The organism is Flavobacterium sp. RHBU_3, from assembly GCF_046613565.1.
Lineage (GTDB): Bacteria > Bacteroidota > Bacteroidia > Flavobacteriales > Flavobacteriaceae > Flavobacterium.
On the sequence record NZ_JBKJHC010000011.1, the window covers coordinates 1 to 13184 of the forward strand.

12 protein-coding genes are annotated in these 13184 nt (G+C 45.5%); 8 read left to right on the forward strand and 4 right to left on the reverse strand.

The window, feature by feature from the left end; genetic code table 11:
* Positions 1-7: 7 nt before the first annotated feature.
* From ACLI1A_RS14985 to ACLI1A_RS15005, 5 genes are all read left to right on the forward strand, one after another.
* Positions 8-1564: an arylsulfatase gene (locus ACLI1A_RS14985; protein WP_411409492.1), complete on the forward strand. Its 1557-nt coding sequence runs from the start codon at positions 8-10 to the stop codon at positions 1562-1564.
* Positions 1565-1669: 105 nt separating this feature from the next.
* Complete coding sequence (locus ACLI1A_RS14990; protein WP_411409493.1) at positions 1670-2461, forward strand: hypothetical protein; 792 nt, start codon at positions 1670-1672, stop codon at positions 2459-2461.
* Positions 2462-2478: 17 nt separating this feature from the next.
* Positions 2479-3003, forward strand: a complete 525-nt coding sequence (locus ACLI1A_RS14995) for a hypothetical protein (RefSeq protein ID WP_411409494.1) — start codon at positions 2479-2481, stop codon at positions 3001-3003.
* A gap of 32 nt (positions 3004-3035) precedes the next feature.
* Positions 3036-4172: a formylglycine-generating enzyme family protein gene (locus ACLI1A_RS15000; RefSeq protein WP_411409495.1), complete on the forward strand. Its 1137-nt coding sequence runs from the start codon at positions 3036-3038 to the stop codon at positions 4170-4172.
* 3 nt (positions 4173-4175) lie between these two features.
* Positions 4176-4847, forward strand: a complete 672-nt coding sequence (locus tag ACLI1A_RS15005) for a hypothetical protein (RefSeq protein ID WP_411409496.1) — start codon at positions 4176-4178, stop codon at positions 4845-4847.
* Positions 4848-4858: 11 nt separating this feature from the next.
* Here ACLI1A_RS15005 and ACLI1A_RS15010 read toward each other — a convergent pair whose 3' ends face one another.
* Both ACLI1A_RS15010 and ACLI1A_RS15015 read right to left on the reverse strand, forming a co-directional pair.
* Positions 4859-5605: a LytR/AlgR family response regulator transcription factor gene (locus ACLI1A_RS15010; RefSeq protein WP_411409497.1), complete on the reverse strand. Its 747-nt coding sequence runs from the start codon at positions 5603-5605 to the stop codon at positions 4859-4861.
* Positions 5602-7410, reverse strand: coding sequence for a histidine kinase (locus tag ACLI1A_RS15015; protein WP_411409498.1), 1809 nt, complete (start codon positions 7408-7410; stop codon positions 5602-5604). Before ACLI1A_RS15015 ends, ACLI1A_RS15010 begins: the two co-directional genes overlap by 4 nt.
* Before the next feature lie 177 nt (positions 7411-7587).
* On the opposite strand from ACLI1A_RS15015, the gene ACLI1A_RS15020 reads away from it, so the two are divergent.
* Positions 7588-7791, forward strand: coding sequence for a hypothetical protein (locus ACLI1A_RS15020; protein ID WP_411409499.1), 204 nt, complete (start codon positions 7588-7590; stop codon positions 7789-7791).
* Positions 7792-8204: 413 nt separating this feature from the next.
* Entirely contained in the window at positions 8205-9185 is a 981-nt protein-coding gene (locus ACLI1A_RS15025) for a glycoside hydrolase family 43 protein (protein WP_411409500.1), read from the forward strand.
* Positions 9186-9425: 240 nt separating this feature from the next.
* On the opposite strand, the gene ACLI1A_RS15030 is transcribed toward ACLI1A_RS15025, so the two are convergent.
* Positions 9426-11111: a pseudouridine synthase gene (locus ACLI1A_RS15030; RefSeq protein ID WP_411409501.1), complete on the reverse strand. Its 1686-nt coding sequence runs from the start codon at positions 11109-11111 to the stop codon at positions 9426-9428.
* A 108-nt stretch (positions 11112-11219) separates the two neighbouring features.
* Here ACLI1A_RS15030 and ACLI1A_RS15035 point away from each other — a divergent pair, with 108 nt between their 5' ends.
* Positions 11220-11780: a DUF6642 family protein gene (locus ACLI1A_RS15035; RefSeq protein WP_411409502.1), complete on the forward strand. Its 561-nt coding sequence runs from the start codon at positions 11220-11222 to the stop codon at positions 11778-11780.
* Positions 11781-11837: 57 nt separating this feature from the next.
* Here the strand turns inward: ACLI1A_RS15035 and ACLI1A_RS15040 are convergent, their stop codons facing one another.
* Positions 11838-13121: a UDP-N-acetylmuramoyl-tripeptide--D-alanyl-D-alanine ligase gene (locus tag ACLI1A_RS15040; protein WP_411409503.1), complete on the reverse strand. Its 1284-nt coding sequence runs from the start codon at positions 13119-13121 to the stop codon at positions 11838-11840.
* Between the last annotated feature and the right edge of the window lie 63 nt (positions 13122-13184).

Sequence of the window (13184 nt, forward strand, 5' to 3'; positions counted from 1 at the left end):
GTGAATTATGAAAAAAAAATTACTTGCAGCCATAGTGCTACTCTCGGCATTTGGCTATGCGCAAAAAAAACCTAACATTGTTGTAATAATGGTAGACGACGTTGCGCCAAATTCCCTTAGTGCATATTCATTGGGTATGCAATATCCTACACCTAACATAGACCGGATTGCAAAAGAAGGAGCTCTGTTTACAGACCATTACTCTCAGCCCAGCTGTACCGCAGGCCGTGCCGCATTTATAACCGGACAGGTACCTGCCCGCACCGGGCTTACTACTGTAGGCCAGCCGGGTAACCCACTGGGACTAAAACCGGAAGACCCTACAATAGCCGAGCTATTGAAACCACTGGGGTACATGACTGCCCAGTATGGTAAAAACCACCTGGGCGACCGCAACGAACACTTGCCTACTGTGCATGGTTTTGATGAGTTTTACGGTAACCTGTACCACTTAAACGTATCTGAAGAGCCATATCAGCCGGATTACCCGAAAACAAAAGAATTTGCAGAAAAATACGGACCAAGGGGTGTTATAGAAGCGTATGCGTCTGATAAAGATGACCCTACGGTAGATCCTCGTTTTGGTAAAGTGGGCAAACAACGTATTAAAGATACCGGCCCGCTTACCATAGAACGTATGACTACATTTGACGACGATCTTGTAGCCCGTTCTAAAGATTTCATGGGCAGGGCAAAAAAAGCTGATAAGCCATTCTTCTTATGGTTTGCTTCAAGCCGTATGCACGTATATACCCACCTTAAAAAAGAGCATGAAAACCTTGCCGGCAATATAAGTTCAGATGTGGATAAATTTGGTAGTGGATTTATGGAACACGATATGCAGGTAGGCGAACTGCTTAAATACCTGGATGAGAGCGGACTTGCCGAAAATACTATTGTTATCTATACTACAGATAACGGCCCTGAACAAAGCACCTGGCCCGATGCCGGTACTACCATGTTCCGTGGCGAAAAAATGACTACCTGGGAAGGTGGCCTTCGTTCTCCATTCCTGGTAAGATGGCCGGGTAAAATTCCTGCCGGTACGTACCTTAACGGAATTTCATCTCACGAAGACGTACTGCCTACGCTAATGGCTGCAGTGGGTAACCCTAACATTACCGAAGAACTTAAAAAAGGCAAGAAAATAGGAAATATGACATACAAGGTTCATATTGATGGTTTTAACAACCTGGATTACTGGACAGGAAAATCTAAAGAATCTGCCCGTAACCACTTCTTTTATTACTACGAAACCAAGCTTACAGCCATAAGGGTGGGTCCATGGAAAATGCACTTTGCTACTAAAGAGCGTTATTTTGATGACATGGTTTCGCATACCATGCCAAAGCTATTCAACCTGAGAAAAGACCCTTTTGAGCATTATGACGACGTAACCGGTTTTGAACTTATGATGAAGAAATCGTGGGTTATGCAGCCTGCTATAGGTATCCTTACAGAGCACTTAAATACCTTTAAAGAGTTCCCTCCAAGGCAGGCCTCGGCATCACTGGATATTAATAATGCTATACAGCAAATATTAAGTGCTAACGCAAAACAGTAGCACAGCCTAATATTTATAGCGTTCATTTATAGTATTAAAAGTCCTGAAAGGCTGCCGGATTTTTTGTGCGGTAGCCTTTTAGGTTATTAACCCAAAGTCAGGCTTATGAAAAAAATTACTACAATACTTATCATTTTTATTAGTGGTGTTTTTAATCTTAGAGCCCAGGATGATGCTGCCGAGCTGGCTAAAAAGCTCTCTAATCCTATAGCGTCGTTAATAAGCGTCCCTTTTCAAAACAATACTGATTACGGTATAGGTCCGCACAACGGCACCCGTAATACCATGAACATACAACCGGTAGTTCCTATAAGCATTAGTGAAAACTGGAATCTTATAGGCAGGGTAATATTGCCGGTAATAACCCAGTACAACGTATATGGCGAAGGCAGTAAACAAAACGGCCTTAGCGATGCCGTGGTAAGCGGATTTTTTAGCCCCAAAGCGTCTAAAAATGGCCTTACATGGGGTGCAGGCCCGGTGCTGCTTATACCTACCGGTACTGAAGAATTGCTTACTACAAAAAAGTTTGGCGTAGGCCCCACTGCCGTAGTGCTGAAGCAAATGAACGGCTGGACAATGGGCGCGCTGGCAAACCAGATATGGAGTGTGGCCGGCAGTAGCGACAGGGCCGATGTAAGCCAAATGTTCCTGCAACCGTTTGTAACCTATAACTGGAAAAGCGGAGCCGGGCTTGGCGCTAATATGGAACTGACCCAAAACTGGCAAAGCAGCGATACTACAATTTGGCTAAACCCCACCGTAAGTGGCCTAACCAGCCTAGGTACCCAAAAGGTATCGTTAGCCATAGGCCCCAGGTTTAACCTTGCCGCGCCCGATGGCGCTAAGGCAGACTGGGGATGGAGGGCTGTGGTAATATTCCTGTTTCCTAAATAAAAGGTAAAGCACTAATAATGAAAAAAGCTGTATACATAATCGGTTTTTTGCTATCTTGTATGGGCGTGCATGCCCAGGGGGAAGCCAAAGAAAACCACCATAAAATAGGCGTGGCACTTACCCACGTTAACATTTCCAGCGGCATAGACGGTTCGGGTAACAAGTGGCTTACCCTGCCGGGATTTAGCTTAGACTATGATTACAGGATTTGTGAAAAGTGGAGCCTGGGATTGCATACTGACATTATCATTGAAAAATTTGCGGTAGAAGAAAACCTGAGCTCTGAAGGTAAAACCCTTGAAAGGAGTTACCCTATAGCGCCTGCCATAATGGGCAGCAGAAGGTTTGGCCACCATACCGTAATGTTTGGTGCCGGAGCCGAATTTGCAAAAGAGGAAAACCTTTTTTTAAACCGCATCGGCTACGAATACGGCATTGAAATAGGTGAAAAATGGGAAGTAGCAGCAGGACTGAATTATGATTTTCGCTGGAACGCCTATGACAGTTATATTTTAGGTATTGTTATAGGTCGCAGTTTTTAAAACCAATAAACGGGTACGTCCCGAAGCTAACTATGAAATACTTTTGCCTTGCACTATTACTATCGTTATCTGCCTGTAAAAAGAAGGAAGAAACAGTAACAGCTAATAAAAGCTGTTGCGAAAAAGTCAATAAGGCTGATGCCATCATTGCTGCGAATTGTGAAAATTCCAGCAGCAGGTCGGCACAGATTATGGCGGCTTCGGGCGCATTGGCAGATGCTAAAGGCGATAATAAGCTGATACTTATTCCTGCCGGAACGTACATGCAGGGATCTAACGGCGACAAGTGGGCACTGCCGCGCGAACTGCCGCAACATGAGGTAAGCGTAAACAGTTTTTATATGCAGGAGCACGAGGTAACCAATGCCGAGTTTGCAAAGTTTGTAAAGGAAACAGGCTACATTACTACCGCCGAAAAACCGGTAGACTGGGAACAGCTGAAAAAAGAATTGCCGCCGGGCACACCTAAGCCGAGCGACGAAATGCTGAAAGCCGGATCGATGGTATTTGTAGCACCACCCGCTGTAAAAGGCCTCGACGATTATTCGCAATGGTGGCAATGGGTAAAAGGAGCTGACTGGAAACATCCGCAAGGGCCTAAAAGTGATTTAAAAGGGCTGGAAAACCACCCGGTAGTGCATATTTCATATTACGATGCCTTGGCTTATGCCAAGTGGGCGGGTATGCGCCTGCCTACCGAAGCAGAGTGGGAGTGGGCAGCACGTGGCGGACTTAAAAATGCCACCTACCCCTGGGGCAACGAATATGTGGAAAAAGGAGCCGCGAAGTGTAATTACTGGACAGGTAACTTCCCTACAGAGAATACCAAGAAAGACGGCTACTACTATACTGCACCCGTAAAGAGCTATAAGGCTAACGGTTATGGCCTGTATGATATGGCCGGAAATGTATGGGAAATGTGCCTGGATAAAATGGATGTGGATTATTATAAAACGCTTGTAGCAAATGGCGTAAAAAACAATCCGCAGGGGCCTAAGAATTATAATTACCCACAAGACCCTTCTGCATCAAAAAGGGTAGTAAGGGGCGGCAGCTTTTTATGTAACGATAGTTACTGTAGCAGTTACAGGGTTTCGGCCAGGATGGCAAACTCTGAAGATACGGGCATGAACCATACAGGATTCAGGTTGGTTAAAAGCGTTAAATAACACATGAAAAAGATTGTTTGGATTATAGCCATGGTTGTTTTTTCTGTAGCTACTATGTATGGGCAAGATGACTTTTTTACAAACGTTACCGTGGGTAAAAACTTTAAGAAAGAACAATGGACCTACACCACATCGGGTATATGGAAACATATTTATGACGAGGTGGGGTGGAGCCGCATAGGTGTAAATGGCGGAGCCAACTATGCCTACAAAAACTGGACGCTGCTTACGGGGTTTACAGCCCAGTATACTTTTGATAAAGAGATTGTAAACAGTGTAGAATTACGCCCGTGGGTGGGGGTAAGGCTCAGGACAGACATTATAGAAGGACTAAATATAGAACAGGAAGTACACGTGGAATGGAGGAACTTCCTGTATCATGATGCGCCGGACGAAAACTACATACGTACCACTTTTGATGTAGGTGCAAATTATAACCTGAAGGAAATAAATCTTGATTCCTGGGCGGTACAAAGCGGTTATGTATGGTACTTTTTAAAAGACCCCGCCTTGGGCGAACGCTATGCAGATTCGCGCGAGTTTAGGTTTTTAGTAAGCAAAACCTTTACTGCGGGTAAGCTTACCGTAGGCTACAAGCGCGAGAAATTTAAAATACTACCCGACAGGCCACCCGCAAAAGCCCACACGCTGGATATTATGTATGTTTTTAATTAATTCAGGAGATTCTATTTAAAATTGCGTAAAAAATCTTCCTTGTAGGTAGGCGAAATTTCTATTTCGGTGTTGTCTTGAAGGGTTATGTAGCCTCCTTTGTTGTACAGCTTTACAAAGTTGAGGTTTACTATATGCGACTTGTGTACGCGTATAAACGGCAGGGGCAGCATTTCGTCAAAGTGCTTTAAAAAGCGGCATGCCATTTTTTTGGTGCCGTTTGTAAGGTACAGGTCGGTAAAGTTGCCATTGCCTTTAAGGCGCATTATTTCTTCCATTTTTACCACCTCAAAGCCCTCCATAGTGGGGAGTATCACTTGTTGTTTTTCGGGCTTAGGCTCACGGAAGTTTTCTACAATAACACGATTGCGGTTAAACAGTTCCTTATTCATTACCTGCTGGTGAACCTTGTTTACTGCTACTATTAAATCCTCTATACTTATGGGTTTTAGTAGGTAGTAAGCCGCACTCATGTTCAGCGCCTTTAATGAATATTCTGAGAATGCCGTAACAAAAATCGTTTGGAAATCGAGCCCGGCGCAGGCCTCCAGCACGTCAAACGCATTACCAAACGGCATTTCCACATCCAGGAATACCAGCTGTGGTTTCAGTTCGTGCAGTAGTGGCACGGCTTCACGGCTGTTTTGCGCTTCGCCCACCACCTCTACCTGCGGGCAGTATTTGGTAAGGTAGCTTTTCAGCACCTCGCGTGCTGCCGCTTCATCTTCTACTATTACGCTTCTTATCTTGGTTATATTCATTGCGGTTTGTGTATTAGGGGAATGGTTACGGTAACTACAGTACCGCTTTCGGGAGGCAGTTTTTCGTCTACGCTAAACGTCATGTTCATCTTGTACAGTTCGTTTAGTAACGTCATACGTTCGCCGGTATTGTTCATCCCGCGCGACTGGTGCGCCTTTTGGTTATGCGTTTTCAGTTCGTTGCTTTTGGTTATACCTATGCCGTTATCATCTATGGTTATGCGTACATTTTTTCCTTCCAATGAAAAAGCCAGTTTCAGTAACCCCTTGGTTTCGCGGTAACGCAGCCCATGCCAAATGGCGTTTTCCAGGTGCGGCTGCAATACCATGTTTGGCACCCATACGGCATCGGGGTCCAGTTTTTCATCTACATGGATTTCAAAGGCAAATTTATCTTTAAAACGCAGGTACTCCAACTCCAGGTATTTGGTAAGGTTCTCTGTTTCATTGGCCAGGGTAATAAAATCCTTATTGGAATTTTCCATCGTATTCCGCATCAGGTTAGAGTAGGAGGTAAGGTACTTATTGGCGGCCAACTCATTGTTTTGTGCTATAAACTGGTTTACGCTGTTAAGGCTGTTAAACAGGAAATGCGGGTTCATTTCCAGGCGCAACGATTGCAGCGCGATTTCCTTGTTCTTGGTTTTTATAGAGCGCAATGCCTTTACAATGAATCCTAAAAGGAACAGCAGTACTACTGTGGCAACCAGCAGGAAGTAACTAAACAGGTTTTTGCGGCTTATCAGCTCGTCCTTTAGTTTCTTTTCGTTTTCCAGGGTACGTATACGTTCTTCGGTAACCTTAAAGGTTTTGGCATCGGTAAGCGATTTATCCGAGAGGATAATACGGTCCAGGTTCTTCAGGAAGCCTTCATACAGTGCCAGGCTTGTGGTGTCGGCCCCGTTTGATTTGTAGTAATCGGCCAGTTTCAGCAGACTCTCTCGCGCGTCAAATGTTTTACCGTTTGCCTCTGCTAATCTATAGGCTTCTTTCAGCGTGCTTACTGCATTATCGGTATCGCCCGTTTCAAAGTAAATGCCCGCAAGGTATTGTTGCTGGGCTACCTGGGTATCTGTGTCGTTAACTGCTGCGGCTTTTGCTAATAGCCGCTTTACAATTTGCACCGCTTCATCATACCGCTTACCTGAAACATACAACTTGGCAATTTCGCCATAAATTTTAAACTCCCTGCCCGGCAGGTTTGCGGCATAAGGCAGTGCCCTGCGGTACTGTTCCAGCGCATTAGAACTATCGGCCTGTTTCAGGTTCAGTAGTGCCAGTTGTACATAGGCATCGGTAACCTCTCTTTTATTATTGCCTTTTTTAAGCAGCTGTATGTTGTGGTCCAGGTACCGCGCCTCGATGACTAAATTACCCCGGCTGCGCAGGCGATTATAGTCGTTGTTGTTTAGCGTTTTCAGGGCATTTCCGGTAGCACTCTCCGCCGCAGACTTATAACTCTGCAACGCTGGTCCCCACTGTTTTTGCCGTTCCTGTATTTTGGCTATGCTGCGCAATACCCGTGCGCGCCTGTCGGCATCTTTAGCACGAGTGTATATGTCAAGGGCTTTTAGCAGGTTTTTGCCTGCCTGGGGTAAATCGTCTTTATCGGCAAATTCCTGCGCCAACAGCTCGTAGTTGTGGGCTATTTTATAATCGTCGTTTTCTATCAGCGCTTTTTCCAGGTTACCGGCCGCTTTTTTTATTTCGGCGGGTGTTTCCTTTTTAGCCTCCTGTGCCTGTAACAGCGGGGCTGCCAGCAGTGCTGTAAGCAGTAAAAACAGTCGTAAAATAGGGCGATACATGCGGCTAAGGTTTGCTGTTAGTGTTAGTACTGTAAAGGTAATCCATTTTTACATGCTTTTCCTATTGCTTTTACCAAGTGAAAACCCCATTTCACCCTTTCTCCAAAAAACGGCGGTATAAGCGTGATACATTTGTACAAGAATTAACCGAAATAATAATTTTTAAAACTTATAATCATGAAAAAGCAATTTGTATTAGCCGCTGTAGTTCTTGCAACTGCATTTAGCTTTGTAAGCTGTGGAGACAAAAAACCAGAAACAACTGAGCCAGAAACAACTGAAGTTGCTGCAGATACTACTGCTGCTACTGTAGATACTACTGCTGCTCCTGCTGCTGACACTACAGCTGCTGCTGCTGACACTACAGCAACAAAACAATAAAAAGTATAGCACCAACCCAACCCTTAAAAACCTTCAGCATAACGCTGGAGGTTTTTTTGTTTTATGAAAATTTGGGTACAGCTACAAGGTTTTAAAAATTGATATGTAGTTTAATTCATTTAACCACCCCGCCCGCCGCGGCGGGCACCCCTCCGGTGGAGGGGAATGCTTACTCATATCTAAAAAAAACTGTGTAAGTCCGCCCAATCTGTCCCGATAGCTATCGGGATTAGTGTTCCCCAACCACCTCAATCCTTCCTGCATTTTCCACATTTCAGGTTAAAAAGGCCTCCTATACCGGATATTGGCACAATTTGAACAGATTCCGGAATGAATCGGTTGCAACGTTTCGGGTTTTAATCGGCTATTTTGCGAAAACGAAATAGACACTACAATCTGTTAAAACCAAATCCATGAAACTATTTGCAAAAGTAATACTGTGCCTGCTGGCGTTGCCTGCCCTGGTAATGTGCAGTGCTGACGATAAAAAAGGGCAGGTTACCACTACCAAGCTTAACCCTTATCTGGCCGACCCGACCATATTTGCCCAAAACGGCACTTATTATTTATACGGTACCAAAGGCGACCCGAACATACCGGGCGAAGGGTTTTTGGTATATACCTCTACGGATCTTGAAATCTGGAGCGGCCCTGCCGGACTCCATGACGGCTTTGCCTTTAAAAAAGGTGACGGTTATGGCGATACCGGCTTTTGGGCCCCGCAGATTTTTCAGCATAACAACAAGTTTTACATGGCGTATACCGCTAATGAGCATATAGCTATAGCCGAAAGCAACAGCCCGCTGGGGCCGTTTACCAATGTGGGCAACCCTATACCAAGCGACGGTAAGCAGATAGACCCGTTTGTGTTTTTTGATAACGGTAAAATTTATCTGTACCACGTGCGCCTGGATGATGGAAACCGCGTTTTTGTGGCAGAGCTGGAAGACGATTTCAGCGCTGTGAAACCCGGTACACTTACCGAATGTGTGCACGCTACAGAGCAGTGGGAGAATACCCAAAACGCATCGTGGGGTGTAACCGAAGGCCCTACCGTGTTTAAAAGCGGCAGCCTGTATTACCTGGTGTATTCGGCTAACGATTTCAGGAACCCGGATTATGCCGTGGGTTACGCTACTTCAAGTAACCCTACAGGCCCATGGGTAAAACAATCCGGCAGCCCCATCATTTCGAAGGCGCTGCTGGGGTATCCCGGAACCGGCCACGGTGATATCTTTTATGATGCTGCGGGTGCTATGCAGTATGTATTCCATACACATTTTTCTACTACAACCGTAGAACCCAGAAAAACGGCTATAGTACCGCTATCGTTAAATTCAGGTGTGCTAAGTTTAGCACCGGGTGCTACTATAACCTGGCCTGGGGTAGAATAGAATTAGTTTCCTGATTACTTCCTGGTTTTTTACCACCAGGTACACAAAGTTTTTTCACAAAGTCCACGAAGTTTTACATCCCTGTTTTGTGCCCTTCCGCCGCAGGCGGGTAATCCTTGCCTTGTGTCCTCCGTGAAAAAACTTTGTGGGCTTTGTCTGAAAAACTCTGTATAGAAAGCTATAATTTGTAGAATGCTGAATTGTAGTATTTAACTGTTTTGTAGAACTAAATGCTACCCATTAAAACTCCTCCGCAGCTTCAAAGGTTACGGTTTTTCCCGTTGCCGGATGCACAAACTCCAGGTAGGCAGCGTGCAGGTGCAGCCTTTCGGCGGCAGTGCCGTAGAGGTCATCGCCTACAATAGGTGCGTTGAGTCCCGTTTCGTGGGCGGCGTGCATGCGCAGCTGGTGTGTACGCCCGGTAAGCGGCCAAAAGTGTACTTTGGTAGTGCTTTCATTTTTCTGTACGGCTTTCCATTTGGTTACCGCTTTTTTGCCAAATTCATAGCATACCATCTGCCGTGGGCGGTCGTCTATATCGCCGCGCAAGGGCAGGTGTATTTCGCCTTCGTTCTCGGTAAGTACTTTGCTCAGCAGGGCGCTATAGCGTTTGGTTACGGTGCGTTTTAAAAACTGGCGTTGTATGTCTTTATGGGCATCCTTTGTTTTGGCAACCACCAATAGTCCCGAAGTAGCCATATCCAACCTGTGAATGATAAGCGGCTCGGTATCGCCCCAGGTATATTTCAGGCGGGTGTATACTGAGTCCTGTACCAGTATACCCGGTACCGACAGCAGTTCGGCGGGCTTGTTTACCACCACAAAATGCTCATCTTCGTATACAATTTCCAGTTGCTTGCCTTCGCCGGGATTCAGCGCAAAGGGGTTGTCCTCAGTTTCTATGCCCTCCAACATGTGCTCCAGTATGGGTTTGCACTTACCGGTACAGGCCGGGTAAAACTGCCCATGCTGGCGTATCTCCGATTTTGGAGGGGCGCCCCACCAAAACTCAGCCATTGCCAAAGGCTTGTACCCGTGCAGGAATGCGTATTGAAGCAGTTTTGGCGTAGCGCATTCTCCCGCAGCGGCAGGGGGCTTGCCAAACACCGTATTGCGGAAAATATCGTACAGGCTTTTCGTGGTGCCGTATTGGTTTAAAAATGAATACTGCTCAAATAACTGCTGCTGCAACGCATTCGATTTTTCCCTGCGTTCTTTTTTCAAAGCTTCCATTTCCTCCTCGTATGGGGCTATTTCAGCAGTTAGCGCATCCAGCTTTTGCTGCCAGTTGGCACACTGCACGTTAAACTGGTGCTTGTCGTGCAGGCTGTGTTTTATCATATAGGCCTCAAATTCGGCGTAAGCTTCTTCTGAGAGTACGGCCTTTTGTTCCTGTCGTTGTTTTTTACGGAGGTTTTTATTGTCTTTCAGGTCCTTTTTGGCAGCATTGATTTCGGTTTCAGCCTGAGTGGAAAGCGTTTCAAATTCGCGCTTTAGCCCGATATAAGTTTCACCCGAAGCAATTTCCTTTACCTTATCGTTAATGCTGTTTAATATGTACTGTTCCTTTAGAAAAAAACTGTCTTCCAGAAGCATATCAAATACGGGTGGCACAAAACGCTCGTGGTCGTTACTCCCGGCAAGTTTGCCTGAGAAAGCCGACAAATACCCGACATTCCCTTCCTTATCCTGTACTACCAGAACGCCAAACATTTTGCCGATAACCAAGCCTTCCTGCCCCTCAGTCAGCCCGAAGTTATGATCCAGGGCTGCCTGCTCCTGCAGGTAATGCTGCAGTGCTTCGGCGGCAATGCGGGTAAGCGGGTGCGGGTCGTAAAAAAACGGGAAAGTGAACCGCTGCGGCAGGGTGTTGCCAGCCATTACGGCATCGGTAAAGTAGGTAAGTTTGTTATCTGTTTGTGCCAAAGTATTGAAACTGTTTTCAGGATGCGAAAGTAAGCCATATTCTGCTGAGGTGGTATAGCACGAAGTATTTTAACGCATATTTTTCAGTTGAAAATGTAACTTTGTGGTATGGACGATGAAAAATTTATTTTTTGCCTGGAGGGTGTACCCGATGTAGAAAAGGATAGGGGAACCGAAGTGTTTAATGTGCTGCAACAGCTTGCCCGCGAGCAGGGTATAGACAGCATTTATAAAACATGCGATACTATTGAGGGACTGGAGGAAAGCCTGGGTGCACTGCTGTATGACGACCATAATTTTAAGAACTACGAAATCATTTACCTGGTAATGCCCGGCGAGGCTAACAATGTACGGCTGAACGGATACTACTACAGCTTTGAGGAAATAGCTGAACTGTTTGAAGGCAAGCTGAAGGGCAAGGTGCTTCATTTTTCTAATTCAAAACCGCTGGATTTAGATGAGGAGGAGGCGCAATACTTTTTAGATATTACCGGTGCCAAGGCGGTTTCGGGGTATGGTGAGGCATCGCTGTCCATATCCAGCAGCGGACTGGACAGGGCGTTCTTCAGCCTGTTTAGCGACTCAGATGATGTGGTGGATATAGTAGAAGAACTCCACGAAAAGCACTACGCGCTTTGCAAGCTGCTTGATTTTAGATTGTATTATTAGAATGTATATGTTCTATTTATAAAGCAAAAACTCCGGTGCAAGCCGGAGTTTTTCGTTTTATAAAAGGTCAAGGGTGCGTTCCAGGGCCATGCCGCGGCTTCCCTTTATCAAAATTGTATTGTTAGTGTATGCCTTGCCGTGCAGGTATTCTTTTAGGCTGTCAAAGGTTTCAAAGAAATGGAAGTGGGGCAGGTGTACGCTGTTTGCGTAAAAGTCTTTCCCTACAAAGTAGGTTTCTACATCCGTTTCGTCTTCCAGCAGGGCTATTACCTTGCGGTGCTCTTCGGGACTTTCTGTACCCAACTCAAACATATCGCCCAAAAAGGCTACTTTATGCGCGGCATCAAGCTGAATGAAGTTGGCTATAGCCGCTGCCATACTGCTTGGGTTAGCGTTATACGCATCCAGTATTATTTTATTGCCGTTTTTCTCGGTAATCTGCGAGCGGTTGTTAGCCGGTATATAACCCTCTATAGCCTGTTTTATTAGGTTATCGGGCACACGAAAATGATAGCCTATGGCTATCGCTGCCGTAATATTAGCGGCGTTGTATATGCCTATAAGGTGCGATTGTATGTGGAAATTGTTGTAGTAAAGGCTTACCATAGGGTTTGCCTCAATGGCATCTACGGTTACATCGCTGTTGTGTTTTCCTGCCGAAAAAGTGTAGCGGGGCAGGTCTTTGGTCTTGTCGGCTTGTATAGGGTCATCCAGGTTTACAAAGGCTGTTTTTGTGTGTGCCGAAAGGTAGGCATACAGTTCACTCTTGCCTTTTATAACGCCTTCTACACCACCAAAACCTTCAAGATGTGCTTTGCCAAAATTGGTTATGTAACCAAAGTTTGGTTCGGCTATGGTGCACAAAAACTCGATTTCCTTTTGGTGGTTAGCGCCCATTTCCACAATACCTATCTCAGTATCTTTTGTAAAAGACAATAAGGTTAACGGTACGCCTATATGGTTATTCAGGTTACCTATGGTAGCTGTGGTTTTATATTTGGCGCTTAGCACAGCATTGATAAGTTCTTTGGTAGTGGTTTTACCGTTGCTGCCCGTTAGCGCTATTACCGGAAGCCCTAAGGTGTGCCTGTGGTGGCGCGCCAGTTGTTGCAGGGCAGTAAGGCTGTCTTGTACTAAAAGTGTTTTTCCGGGGACCTGGTATTCAGGATTGTCTATCAGGGCATATTTTGCTCCGGCATTCAGTGCAGCCTGTGCAAAGGTATTGGCGTCGAAGTTATCGCCTTTAAGAGCTACAAAGAAACAGCCTTCAGATATTTTACGGGTATCGGTACATACGCCGGTGCTTTCCAGGTAATGGTTGTAGAGGGTGTTTATATCCATAGGGTATATAAAAAAAATAATGCCCTAAAATTAGGGCATTATTTTTGAACTTTATGTCTTACA

Excerpts from the sequence above, each read along its gene's own strand:
- ACLI1A_RS14995 (WP_411409494.1), top strand. The coding sequence starts at position 2,479 with ATGAAAAAAGCTGTATACATAATCGGTTTTTTGCTATCTTGTATGGGC.
- ACLI1A_RS15040 (WP_411409503.1), bottom strand. The coding sequence starts at position 13,121 with ATGGATATAAACACCCTCTACAACCATTACCTGGAAAGCACCGGCGTA.
- ACLI1A_RS15020 (WP_411409499.1), top strand. The coding sequence starts at position 7,588 with ATGAAAAAGCAATTTGTATTAGCCGCTGTAGTTCTTGCAACTGCATTT.
- ACLI1A_RS15005 (WP_411409496.1), top strand. The coding sequence starts at position 4,176 with ATGAAAAAGATTGTTTGGATTATAGCCATGGTTGTTTTTTCTGTAGCT.
- ACLI1A_RS15015 (WP_411409498.1), bottom strand. The coding sequence starts at position 7,410 with ATGTATCGCCCTATTTTACGACTGTTTTTACTGCTTACAGCACTGCTG.
- ACLI1A_RS15000 (WP_411409495.1), top strand. The coding sequence starts at position 3,036 with ATGAAATACTTTTGCCTTGCACTATTACTATCGTTATCTGCCTGTAAA.
- ACLI1A_RS14985 (WP_411409492.1), top strand. The coding sequence starts at position 8 with ATGAAAAAAAAATTACTTGCAGCCATAGTGCTACTCTCGGCATTTGGC.
- ACLI1A_RS15010 (WP_411409497.1), bottom strand. The coding sequence starts at position 5,605 with ATGAATATAACCAAGATAAGAAGCGTAATAGTAGAAGATGAAGCGGCA.
- ACLI1A_RS15035 (WP_411409502.1), top strand. The coding sequence starts at position 11,220 with ATGGACGATGAAAAATTTATTTTTTGCCTGGAGGGTGTACCCGATGTA.
- ACLI1A_RS15025 (WP_411409500.1), top strand. The coding sequence starts at position 8,205 with ATGAAACTATTTGCAAAAGTAATACTGTGCCTGCTGGCGTTGCCTGCC.
- ACLI1A_RS14990 (WP_411409493.1), top strand. The coding sequence starts at position 1,670 with ATGAAAAAAATTACTACAATACTTATCATTTTTATTAGTGGTGTTTTT.